General features: G+C 62.5%; 19 protein-coding genes. 7 read left to right on the top strand and 12 right to left on the bottom strand.

The annotated features are described in order from the left end of the window. Nucleotides 1-106 precede the first annotated feature (106 nt). Entirely contained in the window at nucleotides 107-1,348 is a 1,242-nt protein-coding gene (locus ASC86_RS17435; protein WP_056323914.1) for a type II toxin-antitoxin system HipA family toxin, read from the bottom strand. A 12-nt stretch (nucleotides 1,349-1,360) separates the two neighbouring features. Further along, nucleotides 1,361-1,627 carry a helix-turn-helix transcriptional regulator gene (locus ASC86_RS17430; RefSeq protein ID WP_056324310.1) on the bottom strand — a complete coding sequence of 89 codons (267 nt, stop codon included), beginning with the start codon at nucleotides 1,625-1,627 and terminating at the stop codon, nucleotides 1,361-1,363. Nucleotides 1,628-1,993: 366 nt separating this feature from the next. On the opposite strand from ASC86_RS17430, the gene ASC86_RS25365 reads away from it, so the two are divergent. Next, on the top strand, nucleotides 1,994-2,371 hold the full coding sequence (locus ASC86_RS25365; protein WP_082510270.1) for an HNH endonuclease: 378 nt from the start codon (nucleotides 1,994-1,996) through the stop codon (nucleotides 2,369-2,371). Between the two features lie 236 nt (nucleotides 2,372-2,607). On the opposite strand, the gene ASC86_RS17425 is transcribed toward ASC86_RS25365, so the two are convergent. After that, nucleotides 2,608-3,918, bottom strand: a complete 1,311-nt coding sequence (locus ASC86_RS17425; RefSeq protein ID WP_056323911.1) for an amidase — start codon at nucleotides 3,916-3,918, stop codon at nucleotides 2,608-2,610. Between the two features lie 130 nt (nucleotides 3,919-4,048). Here ASC86_RS17425 and ASC86_RS17420 point away from each other — a divergent pair, with 130 nt between their 5' ends. Continuing rightward, nucleotides 4,049-5,287 (top strand): TIGR03862 family flavoprotein, encoded by a 1,239-nt coding sequence (locus ASC86_RS17420; protein ID WP_056323910.1) that lies wholly within the window; start codon nucleotides 4,049-4,051, stop codon nucleotides 5,285-5,287. Here the strand turns inward: ASC86_RS17420 and ASC86_RS17415 are convergent. From ASC86_RS17415 to ASC86_RS25900, 4 genes are all read right to left on the bottom strand, one after another. Then, complete coding sequence (locus ASC86_RS17415; RefSeq protein WP_056324307.1) at nucleotides 5,284-6,615, bottom strand: HAMP domain-containing sensor histidine kinase; 1,332 nt, start codon at nucleotides 6,613-6,615, stop codon at nucleotides 5,284-5,286. The two genes, ASC86_RS17420 and ASC86_RS17415, sit on opposite strands and share 4 nt — an antisense overlap. Then, the gene (locus ASC86_RS17410; RefSeq protein WP_056324305.1) at nucleotides 6,615-7,274 is read right to left on the bottom strand and encodes a response regulator transcription factor; all 660 of its coding nucleotides are present in this window, start codon (nucleotides 7,272-7,274) and stop codon (nucleotides 6,615-6,617) included. Before ASC86_RS17410 ends, ASC86_RS17415 begins: the two co-directional genes overlap by 1 nt. 71 nt (nucleotides 7,275-7,345) lie before the next feature. Beyond that, nucleotides 7,346-8,989 (bottom strand): phosphoethanolamine--lipid A transferase, encoded by a 1,644-nt coding sequence (locus tag ASC86_RS17405; RefSeq protein ID WP_056323907.1) that lies wholly within the window; start codon nucleotides 8,987-8,989, stop codon nucleotides 7,346-7,348. Between the two features lie 132 nt (nucleotides 8,990-9,121). Next, entirely contained in the window at nucleotides 9,122-9,298 is a 177-nt protein-coding gene (locus tag ASC86_RS25900; protein ID WP_156387099.1) for a hypothetical protein, read from the bottom strand. Between the two features lie 395 nt (nucleotides 9,299-9,693). Between ASC86_RS25900 and leuB the strand changes: the two genes are divergently transcribed. Both leuB and ASC86_RS17395 read left to right on the top strand, forming a co-directional pair. Then, nucleotides 9,694-10,806, top strand: a complete 1,113-nt coding sequence (leuB, locus tag ASC86_RS17400) for a 3-isopropylmalate dehydrogenase (protein ID WP_056323905.1) — start codon at nucleotides 9,694-9,696, stop codon at nucleotides 10,804-10,806. A 118-nt stretch (nucleotides 10,807-10,924) separates the two neighbouring features. Beyond that, nucleotides 10,925-11,617: a phosphatase PAP2 family protein gene (locus tag ASC86_RS17395; protein ID WP_056324302.1), complete on the top strand. Its 693-nt coding sequence runs from the start codon at nucleotides 10,925-10,927 to the stop codon at nucleotides 11,615-11,617. A gap of 1 nt (nucleotide 11,618) precedes the next feature. On the opposite strand, the gene ASC86_RS17390 is transcribed toward ASC86_RS17395, so the two are convergent. From ASC86_RS17390 to ASC86_RS17380, 3 genes are all read right to left on the bottom strand, one after another. Continuing rightward, nucleotides 11,619-12,740 carry an FAD-binding oxidoreductase gene (locus ASC86_RS17390; RefSeq protein ID WP_056323902.1) on the bottom strand — a complete coding sequence of 374 codons (1,122 nt, stop codon included), beginning with the start codon at nucleotides 12,738-12,740 and terminating at the stop codon, nucleotides 11,619-11,621. Between the two features lie 105 nt (nucleotides 12,741-12,845). Next, nucleotides 12,846-13,781: a LysR family transcriptional regulator gene (locus tag ASC86_RS17385; RefSeq protein ID WP_056323900.1), complete on the bottom strand. Its 936-nt coding sequence runs from the start codon at nucleotides 13,779-13,781 to the stop codon at nucleotides 12,846-12,848. A 3-nt stretch (nucleotides 13,782-13,784) separates the two neighbouring features. Beyond that, nucleotides 13,785-15,029, bottom strand: coding sequence for a Xaa-Pro peptidase family protein (locus tag ASC86_RS17380; protein ID WP_200943830.1), 1,245 nt, complete (start codon nucleotides 15,027-15,029; stop codon nucleotides 13,785-13,787). A gap of 129 nt (nucleotides 15,030-15,158) precedes the next feature. On the opposite strand from ASC86_RS17380, the gene ASC86_RS17375 reads away from it, so the two are divergent. Together ASC86_RS17375 and ASC86_RS17370 are read left to right on the top strand one after the other, a co-directional pair. After that, nucleotides 15,159-16,346 (top strand): acyl-CoA dehydrogenase, encoded by a 1,188-nt coding sequence (locus ASC86_RS17375; protein ID WP_056323897.1) that lies wholly within the window; start codon nucleotides 15,159-15,161, stop codon nucleotides 16,344-16,346. A gap of 8 nt (nucleotides 16,347-16,354) precedes the next feature. Then, complete coding sequence (locus ASC86_RS17370; RefSeq protein ID WP_056323895.1) at nucleotides 16,355-17,527, top strand: CaiB/BaiF CoA-transferase family protein; 1,173 nt, start codon at nucleotides 16,355-16,357, stop codon at nucleotides 17,525-17,527. A 33-nt stretch (nucleotides 17,528-17,560) separates the two neighbouring features. On the opposite strand, the gene ASC86_RS17365 is transcribed toward ASC86_RS17370, so the two are convergent. Together ASC86_RS17365 and ASC86_RS17360 are read right to left on the bottom strand one after the other, a co-directional pair. Beyond that, nucleotides 17,561-19,024 (bottom strand): NAD-dependent succinate-semialdehyde dehydrogenase, encoded by a 1,464-nt coding sequence (locus tag ASC86_RS17365; RefSeq protein ID WP_056323892.1) that lies wholly within the window; start codon nucleotides 19,022-19,024, stop codon nucleotides 17,561-17,563. A 152-nt stretch (nucleotides 19,025-19,176) separates the two neighbouring features. Continuing rightward, nucleotides 19,177-20,454, bottom strand: a complete 1,278-nt coding sequence (locus tag ASC86_RS17360; RefSeq protein WP_056323889.1) for a 4-aminobutyrate--2-oxoglutarate transaminase — start codon at nucleotides 20,452-20,454, stop codon at nucleotides 19,177-19,179. A gap of 321 nt (nucleotides 20,455-20,775) precedes the next feature. On the opposite strand from ASC86_RS17360, the gene ASC86_RS17355 reads away from it, so the two are divergent. Then, nucleotides 20,776-21,024 (top strand): type II toxin-antitoxin system RelB/DinJ family antitoxin, encoded by a 249-nt coding sequence (locus ASC86_RS17355; RefSeq protein ID WP_056323887.1) that lies wholly within the window; start codon nucleotides 20,776-20,778, stop codon nucleotides 21,022-21,024. The last annotated feature ends 4 nt before the right edge of the window (nucleotides 21,025-21,028 follow it).

The following is a 21,028-nucleotide window of genomic DNA, read 5'->3' as shown; positions in this document are numbered from 1 at the left end:
TATTAGAGGAGATTTGCATAGACATGTCCGGGGTTGTCTACTTCAAATCGCTCTCTCGCGCTAAAATTGATGGAAAAACAATAAGCCAATGTGAACACGATGGTTATCAGACAGCTTGCCGACCGATCCGTTGACACCGCTTGCGGACAAGGAACAGGAGGTTGGTGCCAACGTCGTTGTTGCATGCGGGAGCGCGTCCGATCTGTTCCAAAGCCTCTTCGAGGGCGGACAAGACCTTTTCCGAAAGCTCCTGCACTCGTCTGGTTACGCTTGCGGGGCTCAGACCGACTGCTGAGGCAAACTGCCTCCAGTCATTTCCATGAAGTTCATTGGCGTTTCGCTTGCCAGCCAATTGTTGCGGAAGGGACTGGTCTACCTGACGATAGGGTGCAGCACACATGAGGTCGTAGAGCGGTGCAAGCTTTGCCGTTCCGGATGCACCGATGAGAACGGAGTAGTTTTTGGCGTGCGAATCGGAGTTGCAGATCAGGATGTTGAAGATCACCGCATCGAGAAGTTTCAGGCGCTCCGCTGGAGAGACATAGGCAGCCAGTGCTTCGAACATCTGCGCCAGGGATGCGCCGCCGCGGCGACCCAGTCCGGTCTGTTCGTATTTCTCTGCGGGAAAGAGACCCAGCAGCTGGCAGAAGTCTTCCTGGTGGATGCGTCTGACTGTCCCCTGGTGGTCGGCGATCCGGTCATAGCGCTTCACCTGAAGATAATCCCGTTTGCCCGCGCGCGCGATCGTTACATCGGCGACGTCCAGGCCGCAGAGCCTGGCGAGCGTCATGCAGAACGCCTCGTTCGTGACGCTGCCCGCCAGTCGCCGTATGTCCGGCTTCAGAATGTGTGTTGATGGCGTGCCGTCCACGGGAATTGCTATCTTGCCGTCCCTATCGACGAAGACGGGCAGCTTGTCCTGAACGCCAGCCAGGGACATCGACACGCCGCGTTCTCCGATCAGAAAAGGGCGTTCGGGCAGTTCATCGAGGATGCGTTCAAGCGCTGCCTCGTTCTCGACGATGCGGAAATTATTTCCGTATCGACGCGGTTCGCCGATCGAGAAGGCACCAGCGGTATCGCGGCCGACCCGGATGAGAAGGCCCAGAATGTCCTGGGGCGAAACCTTGAGCTGCTGACCGATCTCCGACAGGTGCGTCTCCGGCAGGAGATTGGCAAGCCACGGCATGACGTTTTCCGGACCATATGGACCCGACCGTAGGGGCATCGTCAACGACAGGGGAAAGGCTGAAGGGCGCCGTTCCCAGCTCGCGTCATAGGCAAGCGAAATGCCGTCGTCACCGTTCAGATGAGCGACAGGCCAGGTCTCGTAGAAGATTGTGGTCAAGGTCGCACCTGGTCAGGAGAAGCGGGGCAGGTATCCAAGATCGTCCTCAGCCTCGGGAATAGGAGGGAGGCTGGCGGATTTCAGGTCGCCAAGATCGATACCGACGGTTCGCGCCGCGATGAGGGACTTTTCGAGCTGGCAGCTGGGCTTGCCGTTTTCCAGATCGACGATGAAGCGCTCTCCGGTTCCACAGCGTTCGGCGAGCTCTGTCTGGGTCCAGCCAAGCTTCTTCCTGTGTTCCCTGACCAATGCGCCGAACTCTGTGGCTGAACGGATCATAAGCATCCCCCTGGTTAGCTTACCGTACAGGAAGATTTTTTGCATTTCAAGAAAAACTTACCGAAGAGGAAGATTTGGCCGTAAACCATAAAAATCCTCCCGATCGGGAAGGCGCAATCCCGGACTTGATTGCAACCAAACATTCGTTAAGCTGACCTCGAACGGAGGCGAGATAAATTGCTCGCCTGGGGCTTGCTAAGAGCCCGTCAGCGAAACGTCCAATAGACGCTCGTACCGTTCAAAGACTGCGGAGTGACGCATTACGTATGCGTCGTCTAGTGCGAGGAACATCCTCCCAACTGAGGGGTGACCGTTTTCCCGGTCACTGCACGTCCGCTTCAGCAATGAAGCAAAGGACGTGGAATCATGCCTTCAAAAAACACGCTCAAGAACCTGAGAAAGCAAGCCGCCGAGCAACAGGGCTGGCGCTGCTTTTACTGCCGACTACCGATGTGGGAAACCCACCCGCAAAGGTTCATTGTGCACTATGGACTTTCGACTGGTCTGGCCAAACGGTTTCGATGCACCGCCGAGCATGTCGACGCGAGAAGCGATGGCGGCAAGAACGTCGCCTCCAACATCGTTGCGGCCTGCCTCTTCTGCAACACGACACGACACAAGGCGAAGCATCCGGTCGACGCAGCCAAACATGCTGCCGTAGTACGTTCCAGACTGGAGAAGGGCAGGTGGCACCCGGCGCAGGCGATAGCCGCTTTGCGCAAACGAACGACCCCTTCAATCTGAACGGAATGGCTCCGGCAGCATGCAGTCGTCAAGTCAAACCGCAGAGCAAAACGACCGTGCGAAAACGTCGACTTGCCAAAATGTATCGCGCCATGTATCGCTCGAAGTATCGTAACCGGGCTTATCTGTCAGTATATTGGCGGAAACCCTTGGTTTTGCTGTAATTGGGGAAGAGTCCCACCCTCTCCGCCATATCCAATTTCCTCCGTATAATCCGTTTTTCATGACTGCAGGCTCTATCGCACGGATGAAAGCAGTGCCTCGATATTCCGGGCGATACCGAGCAGATGCCGATCGCTACCCTTTGTTCCCATGAGCATGAAGCCGACCGGCGGGGAAAATCCAGGCACCGGTAGTGTAATCGCCGTGAGGTCGAACTGATTGGCGACCTGCGTGTTGCGCAGCAACAAGCCTTCGACGCGCTGATATTCGTTCTCGTCCGTTTCCACGGTCGCGATCGGTACGGCGAAGATCGGTGTCGTTGGCAGTGCGATGGCGTCCAGGGCCGACAGGCGGTCGTGCATGCGGATGGCGAGCGTAGCGCAATGCGCCAGCAGCGCAGCCTCGTCTGCAGCGCTGACCGATGCACGCTTGCGCAATGTCGTGCTGACACGGATATCGACCGGCGCGTCTTTCTGGGGTAGCCAGTCAGCGTGTATGCGGCTGGCCTCGATGCCGGCGATAGAGCCTATGCGCGTCGCCTGTCCCAATTCTTCCAGCAGGTCGTCGAGAGCGATATCGGTGAGCATGCAACCGGCGTTCGCGAGATGCGTCAGCGTCTGTTCGTAGGCGGCGGCGACGCTGCTATCCAGCGTCTCCAGCAGTCGGCCGCGGGGAATGCCGATTTTCAGGTCGGGAAGGGGAATGGGCGGCGGCAGTTGAGGCGATTCGCCGGCCATGACGGCATCGGCAAGCGCGCAGGCATCGACCGAAGACGCAAGCGGGCCGATGGAATCCAGACTGGGCGAAAGGGGGAAGGCACCCTCGAGGGGTACCCGTCCTGCCGTCGGTTTGAAGCCGACGAGCCCGTTCAGAGCTGCGGGGATGCGCACCGAACCGCCGGTATCGGAGCCGATGGCGATGTCGCAGGTTCCTTCCGCTGCCGAGGCGGCAGCGCCGGAGGAGGAGCCGCCGGGAATGAGGCGTTCGTCACGGGCATTGCCCGGTACCGGATAATGCGGATTGAGGCCGACCGCCGTGAAGGCGAATTCCGTCATATGCGTCTTACCGATAATGACGGCGCCGGCGGCCCTGAGCCGGCGAACGATTTCCGCGTCTTTTGTTGCTGATGCGGCATTGCGTCGGATGATCGAGCCGGCAAGCGTCGGTTCTCCCGCGATGTCGAACACGTCCTTGATCGAGACGATCTTGCCATCCAGCGGCCCGAGGCTTGCACCTTCAGCCCGTCGCCCATCGGCGGCCTCGGCCTCCCTGCGTGCCGATCGTTCATAGAGCGTCATGAAGGTGCGCTCGCGGTCGCGCCGTGCGTGAAGGCGTCCCAGAATCGCTTCGAGTTGGGTTCGGACGGGGCCTTGCCGTGGGGTCACATCAACCTGCCGATATGGAAAAACTCATGACGTCATAACAGGTTGACGGCTGGAAACCAGCGGCAAGCCGCTGTGCTTCTCCGTGCAACAAGCCTTGCATGGAGCCGATACCCGCGCCATGAGTGGGCGCATGAGCGAAACGAAAAAGACGACCGCCATTGTCGGCGGAGGGCCGAGCGGGCTGATGGCGGCGGAGATCCTGTCGAGGATGGGACATTGCGTCACCGTCTACGAGGCCATGCCGACGGTCGCCCGCAAATTTTTGCTGGCGGGAAAATCGGGGCTCAACATCACCCATTCGGAGACCTTTTCCGATTTCGCCGGCCGCTTCGGCGCTGCAAACCCGCATCTGCGTCCGACCCTGGAAGGATTTTTGCCGACAGATGTCCGGGCCTGGGCGCATGGGCTGGGGACGGAGACGTTTGTCGGGACATCGGGGCGCGTCTTTCCGACGGTGATGAAAGCTTCGCCGCTGCTGCGTGCCTGGTTGAAGCGATTGGAAGGGCAGGGGGTTTCGGTGCTGACGCGGCATCGCTGGCTTGGCTTCGGCACCGGCGGCGATCTTCAGTTCGAAACCCCGGAAGGGTTAAAAACGGTCCGGGCGGATGCGGTGCTTCTGGCGCTCGGCGGTGCAAGCTGGCCGCGGCTCGGTTCGGACGCCGCCTGGACCCCGGTGCTTGCGGCCGATGGCGTCGGCATCGCGCCTTTTCGCCCCGCCAATTGCGGCTTCGACGTGGATTGGAGCGATTTCTTCCGCGATCGTTTCGCCGGCCAACCGGTAAAATCGGTCACCGCGAAATCGGCTGCCGGCATCGTTCCGGGGGAATTTGTCATTACCCGGACCGGCATCGAGGGGAGCCTTGTTTATGCCCATTCCGCAGGGTTGCGCGACGGGCTGGAAAGCGGCGCTAACGCTGTCCTTGAAATCGACCTCGTGCCCGGCCGCTCGTTCGAGCGGTTGACCGCCGACCTGCAAAAGCAGGACGGCAAGGCGAGCTTCAGCACACGGCTGCGCAAGGGGGCGGGCATTGATGGCGTCAAAGCCGGTCTTCTGCGGGAGGCGGGAGCCGAAAGCGAACCTCAGCGTCTTGCCGCCCGCATCAAGACCTTACCGATCCGGGTCGTCCGGCCGCGCCCGATAGCCGAGGCGATTTCCGTGGCGGGCGGCGTGCGATTCGATGCCATCGACGGCAATTTCATGCTGAAAGCGCGCCGCGGCGTCTTCGTCGCCGGCGAAATGCTGGATTGGGAGGCGCCGACCGGCGGCTATCTGCTGACCGCCTGTCTCGCCATGGGCAAGGCGGCCGCGGAGGGCATCGACCGGTTTCTTGCTTCGAAACCCGGCGAACCTGAAGTGTCGTCGCTCTAAAGCTGAACTCTGGCTTCCACCCCGTCCGTGCTGCCGCTTGCCGGCGACAGCAGTTCGAAGTGCCCGTTCATCTGGGCGACGAGTTTGGTGACGATCGAAAGCCCGAGGCCTGCGCCGGCTGCGGTAGTCTTGCCGCGCGCAAACCGGGCCATAAGGCCCGAAAGCGTCTGCGCATCGATAACCGGGCCGCCATTGATGACGGATATGCGCCCGTCCCGCGTCACCACGACCCGCACCGGCCGATCGGATGTGCCGTGCGAAAGGGCGTTTTCCAGAAGATTGCGGATGACGATGGCGAAGGCATCGCCATTGATCGGGCGGACGAGGCCAGCGCCCTCGGCCACCTGCAGTTCGACCGGCCGCCGGGCGATGCCGAGACGGCGCGTTTCGTCGACCACGATGCGCAGCACGGCCAGCAGATCCTCCGGCTTGTCGATCGTCACGATGCCGGCTTCAGCGCGCGACAGTTGCAACAGCTTTTCCGCAAGCCGCCCGAGATTGCCGAGCGAGCGGGCGATCTGGCCGGCGCGCGCCCTTTGCGGACCTTCGTCCAGCTCCTCGATCAGCCGCTGGGTTTGTGCCAGCGCGCCGGCAATCGGCGTTCGCAGTTCGTGGGCGCTGTTGGCGGTGAATTCACGTTCGGCCTCCAATGCGCCCTGCAGGCGCCTCAGAAGCAGATTGACGGAACGGGCTATGGGGCGCAGTTCGTTGGGAAGACGGTCATTGCTGATGGCGGCCATGTTGCCGCCGTCCTTGCTGGCGATCTCGGCCCGCAAGGTTTCGACAGGTCGCAGCATGCGCCGTACGATCAGGCGGATGACGAAGATATTGGCGGGGATGAGCACCAGCAGCGGCAGGAGCAGGGTGCTTCCGCCTTCAAGCGCCGCTTCGTGGCGGAAGGAGAGGGGATCGGCCACCTGCACGAAGATTTTGTCATCTGCCGATACTGTCGTGTAGATCCGGTGGGTCGGCGTATCGTGGAAGCCGCGGCGTAGCGGGGCTTCCAGCGGCGGGCCTTTCATGGCGTGGGAGCGCAGCAGCACGCGGCCGCTGGCATCTCGCACCTGATAGGTGAGATAGGCCTCTTCCGGTCCGGAAATGGCGGCGATCCGTTCCGCGCTGTCGGCTGTGGCGTTGCTGGCGAGGTCGTCGAGCGCCAGCGGCATCAGGCGCTCGGCGGTTTCCTCCAGCACGCTGTCGAAAATCTCGCCGAATTCATCCAGCATGACATAGATGCCGAGCCCCGCGGCAAACAGCCAGAAGGTGGTGACGGTGGCCGTCAGCGCGACGATCAGGCCGCGGCTCATGCTGATGGGGCGCCTTTTCATCATCGCGCCCCCAGGCTGTAGCCGAGGCCGCGCATGGTGGAGATGCGCTCCTTGCCGATCTTCTTGCGCAGCCGGCTGATATAGACCTCGACGGTGTTGCTTTCGATCTCGGAGCCGAAGGCATAGAGCGCTTCCTCGATCTGGTCCTTGGAGACGATCGCGCCTGGCCGTTCCAGAAGGCGCTCCAGCACGGCCCACTCGCGGCTGCTCAGCGAAACCGGCGAATCGTCGACGATCAGGTGACGGTTGACCTGATCGACGACGACGCCCGGCAGGCGCAGGAGCGGCGCGGGCTTGCCGCCGTAACGCCGGGCAACGGCATGGATGCGGGCGGAAAGCTCGTTGAGATCGAAGGGTTTCACCAGATAGTCGTCGGCGCCGCTGTTCAGGCCCTCGATCCGGTCGCTGATCTGGTCATGGGCGGTGAGGATGATGACCGGGGTCGCATCCTCACGTTCGCGTAGCTTTTTAAGCAGCGTCAGGCCCGAACCGTCGGGGAGCCTGAGATCGAGCAGGATCAGGGCGTAGCTTGCGACCTCCGCCGCTGCCGCCGCATCCGATATCGTGCCGAACCAATCGACGGCGTGGCCGCTTGCAATAACATGATCGCGCACGGCCTCGCCGAGAATTTCATCGTCTTCGATCAGGAGAATCCGCACCAGTGCCGCTTTGCTACCCATTTCGCCTCTGGCGACCATAGAGCAAAATCAGGCGCTGTGCAGGTCCGTCGTCACGAATTCGGCTTGCCACGGCAGGATGCCAGAATATCGAGCGACGGATCGTAGACCGAGGTTTCGACGTTCATCATGCCGAGGATGCTGTGGAACAGGTTGTCGTGCGAGCTTTCGACATTGGCCTGTGATTTCAGGCATGCCTGGGTCACGCCGGTCGTCTTGGCGAAATCGTCGTCCATCCACATCACGAACGGGATATGAGTCTGCTCGGTCGGGGCGAAGAGATAGGGCATGCCGTGCAGGTAGACGCCGTCTTCGCCCAGCGATTCGCCGTGGTCTGACATGTAGAACATCGAGCCGGAGAGTTTGTCTCCATGACGCTTCAGCCGCTCGATCACGCCGGCAAGGATATGATCGGTATAGAGGATGGTGTTGTCATAGGCGTTGGCGATCTCCTGCGGGGTGCAGGTGGTGAATTCCGTCGAGCGGCAATCCGGCGTGAATTTGCGGAATTCCTGGGGATAGCGCAGGTAATAGGCAGGCCCGTGGCTGCCGAGCTGGTGCAGCACCAGCACGCTGTCGCCCTTGACGGTGTCGAGCCAGGCATCGAGGCGATCGAGGAAGATGCCGTCCTGACATTCCCCGTCGTTGCAATAGTGTGGGTCCTTGAGTGCGGGGATGCTGACGAAATCGATGCGGTCGGCGATGCCCTTGCTGCCGGTGTTGTTGTCCCACCACGCGGCCTTGATGCCGGCATGGGTAAGGACGTCGGGCAGGCTTTCCGTCGAAAGCCCCTTGCGGTGGGTATATTCCTTGCGGGTGTAGACGGAGAACATGCAGGGCAGCGACACGGCGGTCGCGGTGCCGCAGCTGGTCGTCTGCGGGAAATAGGTGACGCCTTCGGCCTTCAGCTCGGGATTGGTTTCCCGCTCATAGCCGTTCAGAGAAAAGTTCTGGGCTCTCGCGGTCTCGCCGGCAACGATGATGGTGACGCGCGGCTTCTCCAGCGTTTCGCCGCGGGCGACCCGACGAGCGTCGGTGCCGAGCGGCGCAACCACGATATTGCCCTCGTCGCCGCTGGCGATCGCATAATGTACGACGCTGACCAGCGGCACGACGGGATTGACGACGCGGGCCAGGTCCTTGTGGGTGCGCACCGTCGAGGCAAAGACGCGCGCCTGGCTGGTCACGGCGACCCCGGCGGCGATCAGGCAGGGAACGATGACCGCAAGGTTCCAGCCGACTTTCGACCAGAAGGGCCGGTGGATGATCTTGACCCAGGCGATGAGGGCGCAGGGCAGGATCGCCGTCAGCAGCACATGCATGAACAGGCCGAGGGTAAAGAACCGGCTGGATTCCGGGCCTGTGGTTTCGACGACGTTACGGATCATGTCCGTATCGATGATCGTGCCGTAATTGTCGGTGAACCATGCACCCAGCGAAGCCGCTACGATCAGCAGCATGAACAGCGGCTTCGTCACATATTTGATCGAGATGGTGATGAGGATCGCGGTGAAGATCGCGAGCAGCGCAATGGCAAGCGCGCTCAGCGCCACGGGGCTGCCGGCGAGATAATCCTCGGCACGCTGCCAGAAGGTGCGATTGGGAACGGCGAGGAGATAGAGGGCGACAACGAAACTCAGGGTCGCGCTGCCGATGCGCGGCCGGTGGCGGCCGAGAAAAGCAATGATGGGCTGCAAGAGAAGGGGTCCTTGGCCGGTTTGATACCGGCCATCTCTCTCGTCAAACCCTGACATCAACCTGAAAGGTCCCAAAAACACGAAAGCCGGCCGCAGGGTTGGCCGGCTTTCGTCGTCTGGAGGACGGCAATTTCATTCGCAAATACGAACCTTCCGGATCACCCGGTTGCCGTAATAATCGTAGGACTTGATCTTGCGGATGAAGCAGTGGGGCTGGCAATCGTCGCTGTAATAGCCGGCCATGGACGGAGCCGCGAAGGATGTGGCGGCAAACAGGGCAACAGTGACGGACAGGATGATGTTGCGCATGGTGTTCTCTCCTCTTTCCGGGCCTTGAGACCGCCTCATCCCGTTGAAGAGACAATCTCATTTTTGCCGGGCGGGCGCTGTTTCGGATGGAACAGGCCCGGTTTTTCACCGCCGCCGGTCGCGAAACGTCAGAATTTCGAGGGTGGCGCGCAGGATGGCGAGAACGGAACGGAGAAAGCTTCGCATGACGGTCCCCAGGGGTTCGGCCGGATTTTAAGCGGTCCGACCGCGGGGAAGATCACACCGCCTGCGCCGTTTCCCTGTTCCGGCGGGAACTTCGACAAATTGCCGCGCGCGACCGATTCTTTCTCCGGGCGCATTTTCCTTGGTGGAAAGTTGCGTTAAGAACGCGCCCACACGATTGAAGGCCCGTTTGCAAACACAAGGAATTCCCCATGACAGTGCGCAACCTGTTCCTCCTGCCCGGCGACGGCATCGGCCCGGAAGCCATGGCGGAAGTTCGCAAGATCATCGCCTACATGAACGAAGACATGGCGACCGGCTTTGTCCTCGACGAAGGCCTCGTCGGCGGCTCGGCCTATGATGCCCATGGCGCGGCGATCTCGGATGCCGACATGGAAAAGGCCATGGCTGCCGATGCCGTGCTGTTCGGCGCCGTCGGCGGACCGAAATGGGATGCCGTGCCCTACGAGGTGCGCCCGGAAGCCGGTCTGCTGCGCCTGCGCAAGGACATGGAACTTTTCGCAAACCTGCGCCCGGCGATCTGCTATCCGGCGCTGGCATCCGCGTCCTCGCTGAAGCCGGAACTGGTTGAAGGGCTCGATATCGTCATCGTGCGCGAACTGACCGGCGGCGTCTACTTCGGCGAGCCGAAGACGATCACCGATCTCGGCAACGGCCAGAAGCGCGCCGTCGATACCCAGGTTTACGACACCTACGAGATCGAGCGCATCGCCAGCGTCGCCTTCGAAATGGCCCGCACGCGCAACAACCGCGTCTGCTCCATGGAAAAGCGCAACGTCATGAAGTCGGGCGTGCTCTGGAACCAGGTGGTCACCGCCGTCCACAAGGATAAGTATTCAGATGTGCAGCTCGAGCACATGCTGGCCGATGCCGGCGGCATGCAGCTCGTTCGCCAGCCGAAGCAGTTCGACGTCATCGTCACCGACAACCTGTTCGGCGACATGCTGTCCGACGTTGCGGCGATGCTGACGGGCTCGCTCGGCATGCTGCCGTCTGCCTCGCTCGGCGCGCCGGATGCCAAGACCGGCAAGCGCCGCGCGCTTTACGAGCCGGTACACGGTTCCGCCCCTGACATCGCCGGCAAGGGCATCGCCAACCCGATCGCCATGATCGCTTCGTTTGCCATGTGCCTGCGCTACTCCTTCAACCTCGTGAAGGAAGCCGACAATCTGGAAAAGGCCATCGCCAACGTGCTCGACAAGGGCATCCGCACCGGCGACATCATGGCCGAAGGCGCCCGTCAGGTCGGCACGACGGAAATGGGCGATACGATCCTCGCCGAATTCAAGGCGCTTTCCGCCTGATCCGATCTTTTTCGATCGAGACATGCCCTCGAATCAGCCGATTCGGGGGCATTTTTCTGTGAGGTGGTTGAAACGCTGATGTCGCCGACAGATGTTCCGGGTCAACGAAAGGCCTTTCATGAACCGACCGCTTTCCTCGACCCTCTGGATTTTCCTCGCAACCGCCGTGCTGGTTCTGGCGCTCCTGCCCTTCGATGCGGGGATATCGCAGAGGGCGCAGGCCCTCCCGCCGGCTATCGTCGATTTCAACCGCCGCATCACCGATTTCGGCACCTTCGGCTGGATGATCTATGGCTCGGGCGCCATCGTCATCCTCGCCTATATGCTGCGGCGGGTGGTGACGAGCGACGGTCTCCGCGACAAGTCGCGGACGGCGACACGGCTGTCGCTTTATTTCCTCGTTACCATCGGCAGCGCCAGCGCGCTGGTGCATCTCGCCAAGTTCCTGGTAGGCCGGGCGCGGCCGGAGGCTTTTCTCGACTACGGCGCCCATAGTTTGACGCCCTTTGCCAGCGACTGGCTGTTCCAGAGTTTCCCCTCCGGCCATTCGGCGGCGGTCGGCTCCTTCTTCGGGGCTTTTTCGATGCTGGTGCCGCGCCTGCGCATCCTTTTCTTCCTCGGGGCGCTGACGATCGGCATCACCCGCGTCATCGTCGGCGCGCATTATCCGAGCGATGTGGTGGCGGGGCTGCTGATCGGTCTCTGGACGGCCATGATGGTCGCCTTCTTTTTTGCGTGGAAAGGCTGGCTTTTCCGGCTCGACGAAAACGGCTGGCCGCGTCCGAAGCGGGAAGTACGCGGCGATCTTTGAATCAGAAACGGGCCGGGCTGAAGGTCTGCTCGCCGATGCCGTTTTCGGCATAGCTTTCCGGCAGGGCTCTTCCGGTCAGGAGATGGGCGGCAAGCGCGCCCAGCGCGGGTGAGGTCAGGATGCCGTAGCCGCCTTGTCCCGCAAGCCAGAAGAAATCCGACCGCGACGGCGTGGCGCCGACAACCGGCAGCTTGTCGGGCGAAAAGCTGCGCATGCCGGCCCAGCTCTTGAAGACGCGCCTGACGGGAATGGTGGTTGCCTCTTCGACGTAATGGGCGGCCCAGGCGATATCGATTTCTTCCGGCTGCACGTCGGCCGGCTCGCATGGGGTGGCGTCGGCCGGGGAGGCGAGAAGCCGCCCGGCATCCGGCTTCATGTAGAAATCCTCGTCGAGTTCGTTGATCTCCGGCATGGTGGAGATGTCGAAGCCTTCGGGCAGATCGAGCGTGATGGCGGTGCGTCGGTGCGGCACGATGCCAATCGGTTCGGCACCGAAGAGCTGCGCCGTCGCATCCGCCCAGCCGCCGGCCGCGTTGACGACGGTGCGGGCCTTGATGATTCCGGCCGACGTTTCGACGATCCAGATATCGTTCTCGCGGTGAGCGGAAACCACTTCGTGCTTTTCCAGAATATCGGCGCCGTTCTGCCGGGCGCCGCGGGTATAGCCCTGCAGCAGGCTTTCGACCTCGATGTCCCAGAAATTCGGATCGTAGAAGGCGGCAGCGACGTAATCCGGCCGCAGGATCGGCACGCGGGCAATCGCCTCTTCTGGGCTCAGCCGCTCCAGTTCCGGCGTGAAGGCTTGTTCTTCGCGGAAGACCTCTTCGAGACGGTCGGCCTTTTCCGCATTGGCGATCATCACGCCGCCGCGCTGTTTCAGCAGCGGGATATCGGAAAAGCCGGCCGGCGGCGCATCGAAAAAGCTCTTGGCAACCCGCGCCAGCGCGCAGATTTCCGGCGCATTGTAGCGCAACACGAATTCGGCGGCCGAGCGGCCGGTGCTGTGGTAGCCGAGCGCGTCCTCCCGCTCCAGCACGGCTACGGAGCGATGCGGGCTCAGGAAATAGGCAAGCGACAGACCGGCAATGCCCCCGCCGATGATGGCGATATCGTAGGTTTTCATGGGGCGTCCGTCCTGTGCTCGTTCGTTAGGGTGGCGCACAGTAGGAAAATCCGCGCCCACCTTCAAATTTATAGCGGCAAAGGTGGCTATAAGATTGGTTGATACTTAAAGGCTGTGATCCAGCGCTTCCGTATCCGCGACATGCGCAAGGAAGGCGGCTTCCGCCGGGTTGAGGATCGCATTCGGATTGGTGATGCGGAAGACGTCGGTGGTCGGCAGCGTGCTGTAGGGTGGCAATTGCCAGAGTTCGCCCGCGGCAAGGCCGGGGGCGGCCAGATGATCCGGCATCATGCCGATGCCGATATTGGCCGAAATCAGCCGGATGACCTCTTCGACATTGGACGAGACTGCGCGCACCTTCTGGCCGAAGGAACCCATGGCGCGCACGGCCGTCACCGCATTCATGTGCTGGCCGCCGAGCACGTCGGCGGTAAAGGCGATGTAGGGATCGCCGCGCAGATCGTTGAGGGTCGCGTCCGTGACGCCGAACAGCCGGTGGCCGCGGCCGCAATAGAGGGCGTATTGCTCGCGGATGTGGAAGGTCTTTTCCAGCGTCTCCGGGATATTGCCGTCGCAAAGGCCGAGCGTCGCCACGCCGCGCTCGACGGCGCTCAGGACATCGGTCGTCGTCTCGACGGTGATGCTGATCGTCGCCTTGGGATGGCGCTCGAAGAAGCCCTGCAGCTTCCGGTCCCAGGCCGCGTTGTGGGCGTGGCTGACCGTGTGGATGCTGACATGACCCGTGATGTCCTCGCCGGCCGTCTCCAGCGTTTCCGGCAGGCGCACGACGGCGGCGAAGATATCGCGGCATTGGCGGTGAAGTTTCGCGCCGGCCTCCGTCAGCTCGAAGCGGCCGGGGCGGCGGTCAATGAGTTTCTGGCCGAGCGTCTGTTCGAGCCGCTTCAGCGCCATGCTCACGGCCGGCTGCTGCAAAAGCAGCCGGTTCGCCGCCGCCGTGATGCTGCCCTCCTCGACGACAATGACGAAGGTGCGCAGCAGGTTCCAGTCGAGATTGTGGGCGAAGCGTTCGAGGTGGCGCATGGTTTACACGCTGACGAGGCCGCGCGGCAGCCGGTTCATGATCTCGTGACCGTCTGTCGTGATCAGCAGTTGATCCTCGATGATCATGCCGCCGACGCCATTGACATACCAGGGCGTTTCGAAGGCGAGCACCATGCCCGGCTCAAGGATCGTCTCGCTCTCCGCCGAGAGGAACGGCCATTCCTCGCTGCCCGGCCCGGTGCCGAGGCCATGGCCGAAATGGCCGCGGGTGAAATCGGGAAAGCCGGCATCCGCCATGGCGCGGGTGGCGGCGCGGTGCACCGTGCTCATTGCATTGCCCGGCTTCAGTTCGTCAAGGCCGGCGGCGAAGGCCGCTTCGAGACCCTGGAAAAGCCGGGTCTGCAACGTTGTCTGCTTGCCGCATACGAAGGTGCGGCCGGTATCGGAGGTATAGCCGGAGACGAGGCAGCCGACATCGACCTTGATCAGCGATCCCTCTTCGGCGGTGCCGCCCTGCGCCCAGGGATTGGGGCCGACCGAGACATATTCCCAAAGTCCCGTCAGGTTCTTCACGCCGCGCCGCGTGGCTTCCTCCCTCACGCCCGCCGTCCATGCGGCGGCGAGCGCCTCGCGGGAAACGCCGACGGCAATGGTTCGCTGCAAGGCCTCGATGCCGGCCTCGGAAAGCGCGACGGCGGTTCTGAGGTGCGCGATTTCGGCCGGCGATTTGATCATGCGCAGCCGCGCGACGAGGCGGCTTGCATCGATAAGGGTTGCATCCGGCAGCGCATCCTGTAGCCGGCGAAAATCATTGACCGAAAGACTATCGAGTTCGACGCCGATGCGGCCGTTCTGCAGGCCTCGGTCCCGAAGAATATCGGCGGCGAGCCGGAAGCCGTGTGCTGCATCGAAGGTTTCCGGCCGGGCAAAGCCGCGCCCTCTCGCCTCAACGGCGGTTGCGATCAGCGCTTCCGGCGAAAGATTGCCAGTCGGGCCGGTGACATCGGCGGTTTCGACCCAGATGGGGTTGATGCGGATATCCTCGATGGCACTTGCCTTGCGGAAGGCGGTTTCGAAGAGATCGCTGATGACGGCGCCCTCGGCCAAGGCCGGGTCTGCTGGGATCACGGCGGCGATGGCGCCGGCCCGGCGCCACATGGTGGCGACCCCGGCCGGTGCGCCGGTCGCATAGGTAAAGGTTTCGGCGGTCAGCAGCAGCAGGGCGTCGATGCCGTCCTGTTCCATCAGCTTTGCCGCTCGTTGCCGGTCCAGATATGCCATCGTCATGCCCCGCTTTTCCCGATGCGGTTCCATACCATTCCTGCGGCGCATGAGGCAGTGCCTCATTTTCGTTTGTAACCCTTGTCCCCTCTTGCCATAAAGGCAACCATAGAACGCTGCCACAGGAGGAACGACATGGCCGCCCGCAATCAGTTTCAATGGGATGACGCCTTCCTGCTGGACGACCAGCTCACCGACGACGAGCGCATGATCCGCGACACCGCCCGCGCCTATGCGCAGGACAAGCTGCAGCCGCGCATCATCGACGCCTATCGCGAAGAGGCGACCGATCCTTCGATCTTCCGCGAAATGGGCGAACTCGGCCTTCTCGGCGTCACCGTGGAAGAGACCTATGGCGGCGTCGGCGCTTCCTATGTGGCCTATGGCCTGATTGCCCGCGAAGTCGAGCGCGTCGATTCCGGCTACCGCTCGATGATGAGCGTGCAGTCCTCGCTGGTCATCTATCCGATCCATGCCTATGGCTCGGAAGAGCAGAAGCAGAAATACCTGCCGAAGCTGATTTCCGGCGAATGGATTGGTTGCTTCGGACTCACAGAGCCGGATGCCGGCTCCGATCCGGGCGGCATGAAGACCCGCGCTGTCAAGACTGATGCCGGCTACCGGCTCACCGGTTCCAAGATGTGGATCTCGAATGCGCCGATCGCCGATGTCTTCGTCGTCTGGGCGAAATCGGAGGCCCATGGCGGTGCGATCCGCGGCTTCGTGCTCGAAAAGGGCATGAAGGGCCTCTCCGCGCCGAAGATCGGCGGCAAGCTTTCGCTGCGCGCCTCGATCACCGGCGAGATCGTGCTCGATAACGTCGACGTCGGCGAAGATGCCCTGTTGCCGAATGTCGAGGGCTTGAAGGGTCCGTTCGGCTGCCTCAACCGCGCCCGTTACGGCATTTCCTGGGGTGCCCTCGGCGCCGCCGAATTCTGCTGGCATGCGGCCCGCCAGTATGGCCTCGACCGCAAGCAGTTCGGGCGCCCGCTCGCCCAGACCCAGCTCTTCCAGAAGAAGCTTGCGGACATGCAGACGGAAATCACGCTGGGCCTGCAGGCCTCGTTGCGCGTCGGTCGCCTGATGGACGACGGCAAGATGGCGCCGGAGATGATCTCCATCGTCAAGCGCAACAACTGCGGCAAGGCGCTCGATATCGCCCGCCAGGCCCGCGACATGCACGGCGGCAACGGTATTTCGGAAGAATTCCAGGTCATGCGCCACATGGTCAATCTGGAAACGGTCAACACCTACGAGGGCACCCACGACGTGCACGCCCTGATCCTCGGCCGCGCCCAGACCGGGCTGCAGGCCTTCTTCTGAGCCGCGTCATGACAGCACCGCTGCAAGGCTTGAAGGTTCTCGAACTCGCGCGCATTCTGGCCGGTCCGTGGATCGGCCAGACGCTCGCCGATCTTGGCGCTGACGTGATCAAGGTGGAAAGCCCTGATGGCGATGACACCCGCGGCTGGGGTCCGCCCTTCGTGGCGGGCGAGGACGGCGGCCAGCTCGATGCCGCCTATTTCCACGCCTGCAACCGTGGCAAGCGCTCCGTTGTGCTCGATTTCACCACGCCGGAGGGGCAGGAGGCCGTGCGCCGGCTTGCCGCCCAGTCCGACGTGCTGCTCGAAAACTTCAAGGTCGGGGGGCTCAAGAAATACGGTCTCGACTATGAGAGCCTGAAAAAGGTCAATCCGCGCCTGATCTATTGCTCGGTCACCGGCTTCGGCCAGGACGGGCCTTATGCCCATCGCGCCGGCTATGACTACATCATCCAGGGCATGAGCGGCATCATGGACCTGACCGGCGATCCGAATGGCGAGCCGCAGAAGATCGGCGTTGCCTTTGCCGATATCTTCACCGGGCTTTATGGCGTGATCGGCGTGCAGGCAGCCCTTGCCCAGCGCGAGCGTACCGGCGAGGGCCAGCATATCGACATGGCACTCTATGACAGCATGACCGGGGTGCTCGCCAATCAGGCGCTGAATTTTCTCGTCTCGGGCAAGTCGCCGCGCCGTCTCGGCAATGCCCATCCGAACATCGCGCCCTATCAGGTGTTTCCGGTGGCCGATGGCCATCTCATCGTCGCCGTCGGCAACGACCGGCAGTTCGTCAAATTCTGCCAGCTGCTCGGCCGCGACGATCTGGCTGCGGATGCGCTTTACCAGACCAATGCGCTGCGTGTGCAGCATCGCGATACGCTGACACCGGCCCTTGCAAGCGAAACGGCGAAGTTCGTGCGCGACGATCTGCTCACAAAGCTGGAAGAAGCAGGCGTGCCCGGCGGGCCGATCAACACGGTGGCGGATGTGTTTTCCGATCCGCAGATCGTGCACCGGTCCATGCGGGTCGATGCGCCGCATACGGGTGCCGCCGGAGGTACCGCGCCGGGCGTTCGCACGCCCATCACCTTCTCCGATGCCGAACTGGCACTTGAGCGTGGTTCGCCGCGACTGGGCGAGCACACGGAAGAAGTCCTGCGCGAGATCGGCATGGCGCGCTGACGTTTCTTTGAGGCGGTTTCCCCGGAGACCGCCTCAGATATTGCCCATGCAGAGATATTTCATTTCCAGATAGTCTTCGGCGCCATGGCGGGAGCCTTCGCGGCCGATGCCGGATTGCTTTAGGCCGCCGAAGGGGGCGGCTTCCGAGGACATGCGGCCGGTGTTGATACCGATCATACCGTATTCCAGCGCCTCGGCCACCCGCCAGACCTTCTTCAGTTCCGTCGCGTAGAAATAGGCGGCAAGGCCGTAGATCGTATCGTTGGCTTCCGCGATCACATCCTCGATCGTCTCGAAGGGGATGATCGGCGCTACCGGCCCGAAGGTTTCGTCGCAGGCGACCAGCATGCGCCGGTCAACGCCGGAGAGCACCGCGGGCGTATAGAAAGCGCCCTCGCCCTCAAGCCGGGTGCCACCGCACATCAGGGTCGCGCCCTTGGCAACGGCATCGGCGACATGGGCCTCGACCTTGGCCATGGCACGCTCGTCGATCAGCGGGCCGACGGTCACGGCGGGCGAGAAACCGTCTCCGACGACGAGCTTCTTCGTTTCCTCCGCCAGCTTGCGGGCAAACTCCTCGTAGACGCCGCTCTGGACGTAGAAGCGGTTGGCCGAGGTGCAGGTTTGGCCGGCATTGCGGAATTTCGCCTGGATCGCGCCATCGACGGCCGCATCGATCTCGGCGCAATCGAAGACGATGAAGGGGGCGCTGCCGCCGAGTTCGAGGCTGACCTTCTTGATCTGGTCGGAACACTGCCGCATCAGGATGCGACCCACCTCGGTCGAGCCGGTGAAGCTGATCTTGCGCACCTTCGGATTGCTGCAAAGCTCGCGGCCGATGGCATCGCCCTCGGAAGCCAGAACCAGATTGAGCACGCCTTCCGGAAAACCGGCGCGGCGGGCCAGCGCGTGCATGGCGAGCGCCACTAGCGGCGTCTGTTCGGCCGGTTTCAGGATGACGGTGCAGCCGACGGCCAGCGCCGGCGAAATCTTGCGCGCCACCATCGAGGCCGGGAAGTTCCAGGGCGTTATCGTGCCGACGACGCCGACCGGTTGCTTGATGACCAGCATGCGCCGGTCGGTCGAGGGCGCGGGAATGGTTTCGCCGTAAACGCGCTTGGCCTCTTCCGCATACCATTCGATATAGGCGGCGGCGTGTTGCAGCTCGGATTTCGATTCAGACAGCGGCTTGCCCATTTCGGCCGTCAGCACGGCGGCGAGGTCGTCGACATGGGTAAGGATCAGGTCGTGCCAGCGGCGCAGGATGGCGCTACGCTCGCGCGCGGGTCGGGCGGCCCAGGCGATCTGGGCGGTAGCGGCGGCGTCGATCGCGGCGCGGGTTTCCGCCACGCCCATGTCGGGCAGCGTGGCGAGCAGGGTGCCGGTCGAGGGATTGTGAACGACGAAGGTCCGCGTGCCCACGGCAGCCGGCGCGTCCTCAAGCCCGAGCAGCGCTGGCTCTTTCACATGATCGGTCAGCTGAGCGGTAAAGATCATCGATGATCCTTTCTGCCGCTATGCCTTTGTCGGGACAGCGGTCTTTCATACGCGGAGCGGCTGGGCGGTTCGCCGGGAGGGACCGTCGGTGTAGCGGATCGCGCGCGTCGCGTCCATCGGCGGCATGCCGCCGATGGACCTCATGTCTTGCCTCAGGCGCGGGCTTCGAGGATCGAAGCTTCGAGGATATCGAGGGCTTCGGCGAAAATGCCGTCCTGGATGGTGATCGGCGCCAGGAAGCGAATGACGTTGCCGTGCACGCCGCAGGTCAAGAGGATCAGGCCCTTGTCGAGCGCGATCAGCCGCACCTTGTTGGCGAAGTCGGCGCTCGGCAGGTTGGTGGTGACGTCGTTGAACTCGACGGCGTTCATGAAGCCGGGGCCGCGGATATCGACGATTTCCGGCGCCTTTTCGCGGATTGCAGCCAGGCGCTGCTTCAGGCGGCCGCCGAGCTGTTCGGCACGGTTGCAGAGGTCCTCGTCCTTGATGACGTCCAGCACGGCATGGGCTGCCGCAACGCCGATCGGGCTGCCGCCATAGGTGCCGCCGAGGCCGCCGGGGCCGGGGGCGTCCATGATTTCGGCGCGGCCGGTGACGGCTGCGATCGGGAAGCCGCCGCCAAGGCCCTTGGCCATGGTCATCAGGTCGGCGGTGACGCCGTAGTGTTCCATGCCGAAGAGCTTGCCGGTACGGGCAAAGCCGGTCTGGACCTCGTCGGCGATCAGCAGGATGCCGTGCTGATCGCAGATTTCGCGCAGCGCCTTCATCATGTTGACGGGGACGGGATAGAAGCCGCCCTCGCCCTGCACCGGCTCGATGATGATCGCGGCGACGCGGTTCGGATCGACGTCGGCGGCAAAGAGCTTCTTCAAGACGCCGAGCGACTGCTCGACCGTGGTGCCGTGCATCTCGACCGGGAAGGGCACGTGGAAGACATCGGCCGGCATGGCGCCGAAGCCGACCTTGTAGGGCACGACCTTGCCGGTCAGCGCCATGCCCATGAAAGTGCGGCCATGGAAGCCGCCACTGAAGGCGATGACGGCCTGGCGGCCGGTGGCGGCGCGGGCGATCTTGACGGCGTTTTCGACGGCTTCGGCGCCGGTGGTGACGAAGATCGTCTTCTTCTCGAAGTTGCCGGGGGTGACGGCGTTCAGGCGCTCGGCAAGCTCGACATAGTTTTCATAGGGCACGACCTGATGGCAGGTGTGGGTGAAGCGGTCGAGCTGGTTCTTGACGGCCTCGATGACGCGCGGATGGCGGTGGCCGGTGTTGACGACGGCGATGCCGGCGGCAAAATCGATGTAGCGATTGCCTTCCTTGTCCCAGATTTCGGCATTTTCGGCGCGGTCGGCATAAATCTGCGTGGTCATGCCGACGCCACGGGAAATGGCGGCATTCTTGCGGTCGGTGAGAGTGGTCACAAGCGTCATCCTGTCGTGAGGGTTTTGTCAAATCCTATATTTTTTCTGTAAGTTTGCAAATCAAATTTTCCGAGCCGCGCCCTTAACCCTGGCGAGCGCTTTTTCTTGTCAAACCTCCGGCGATGTGGCTACATTGACGGAACATTGCAGCAATGGATTTTTATGATCTGGCGTGCGGAAAGGTGTGATCCGAACCGCATGTGACTAACGATTTGAGCGCTTTCGCGGCGAAAAGGCATTTCAGAGCATGTTGTCGTGCCTTCCTGCGCGGGCCTGTTTTTTAAGGCCAACACCTGTCCTTGAAACATTCAGCATCAGGAGAACGACGCCATGACAGCAGACACGATCATCCGGGCGCGCATCGATTCCGGAACCAAGCAACGGGCCGTGGAGGCGCTGTCTGCCATGGGTTTGTCGCTGTCGGATGCCATCCGCATGCTGATGCTGCGCATTGCCGAAGAGCGTCGGCTGCCGTTCGAACTCAAGGTACCCACCTATGAGGAAACGGGTGGCGCCGGCGGGCGGGCGACGCAGCGCGTGGAGAACGGTGAAGATCTCTTCCGTGACCTGGAACATTGACGTG

It is taken from the genome of Rhizobium sp. Root1212, assembly GCF_001424985.1.
Taxonomy (GTDB): Bacteria; Pseudomonadota; Alphaproteobacteria; order Rhizobiales; family Rhizobiaceae; genus Pararhizobium.
This window is presented reverse-complemented; position numbering and strand designations above follow the sequence as displayed.

What these genes read in the sequence shown, in the direction of transcription:
- ASC86_RS17395 (WP_056324302.1), top strand. Translation starts at nt 10,925, where the DNA reads ATGAACCGACCGCTTTCCTCGACCCTCTGGATTTTCCTCGCAACCGCC.
- ASC86_RS25365 (WP_082510270.1), top strand. Translation starts at nt 1,994, where the DNA reads ATGCCTTCAAAAAACACGCTCAAGAACCTGAGAAAGCAAGCCGCCGAG.
- ASC86_RS17360 (WP_056323889.1), bottom strand. Translation starts at nt 20,454, where the DNA reads ATGACGCTTGTGACCACTCTCACCGACCGCAAGAATGCCGCCATTTCC.
- ASC86_RS25900 (WP_156387099.1), bottom strand. Translation starts at nt 9,298, where the DNA reads ATGCGCAACATCATCCTGTCCGTCACTGTTGCCCTGTTTGCCGCCACA.
- ASC86_RS17430 (WP_056324310.1), bottom strand. Translation starts at nt 1,627, where the DNA reads ATGATCCGTTCAGCCACAGAGTTCGGCGCATTGGTCAGGGAACACAGG.
- ASC86_RS17385 (WP_056323900.1), bottom strand. Translation starts at nt 13,781, where the DNA reads ATGCGCCACCTCGAACGCTTCGCCCACAATCTCGACTGGAACCTGCTG.
- ASC86_RS17365 (WP_056323892.1), bottom strand. Translation starts at nt 19,024, where the DNA reads ATGATCTTTACCGCTCAGCTGACCGATCATGTGAAAGAGCCAGCGCTG.
- ASC86_RS17415 (WP_056324307.1), bottom strand. Translation starts at nt 6,615, where the DNA reads ATGAAAAGGCGCCCCATCAGCATGAGCCGCGGCCTGATCGTCGCGCTG.
- ASC86_RS17355 (WP_056323887.1), top strand. Translation starts at nt 20,776, where the DNA reads ATGACAGCAGACACGATCATCCGGGCGCGCATCGATTCCGGAACCAAG.
- ASC86_RS17380 (WP_200943830.1), bottom strand. Translation starts at nt 15,029, where the DNA reads ATGACGATGGCATATCTGGACCGGCAACGAGCGGCAAAGCTGATGGAA.
- ASC86_RS17390 (WP_056323902.1), bottom strand. Translation starts at nt 12,740, where the DNA reads ATGAAAACCTACGATATCGCCATCATCGGCGGGGGCATTGCCGGTCTG.
- ASC86_RS17375 (WP_056323897.1), top strand. Translation starts at nt 15,159, where the DNA reads ATGGCCGCCCGCAATCAGTTTCAATGGGATGACGCCTTCCTGCTGGAC.
- ASC86_RS17420 (WP_056323910.1), top strand. Translation starts at nt 4,049, where the DNA reads ATGAGCGAAACGAAAAAGACGACCGCCATTGTCGGCGGAGGGCCGAGC.
- ASC86_RS17370 (WP_056323895.1), top strand. Translation starts at nt 16,355, where the DNA reads ATGACAGCACCGCTGCAAGGCTTGAAGGTTCTCGAACTCGCGCGCATT.
- leuB (WP_056323905.1), top strand. Translation starts at nt 9,694, where the DNA reads ATGACAGTGCGCAACCTGTTCCTCCTGCCCGGCGACGGCATCGGCCCG.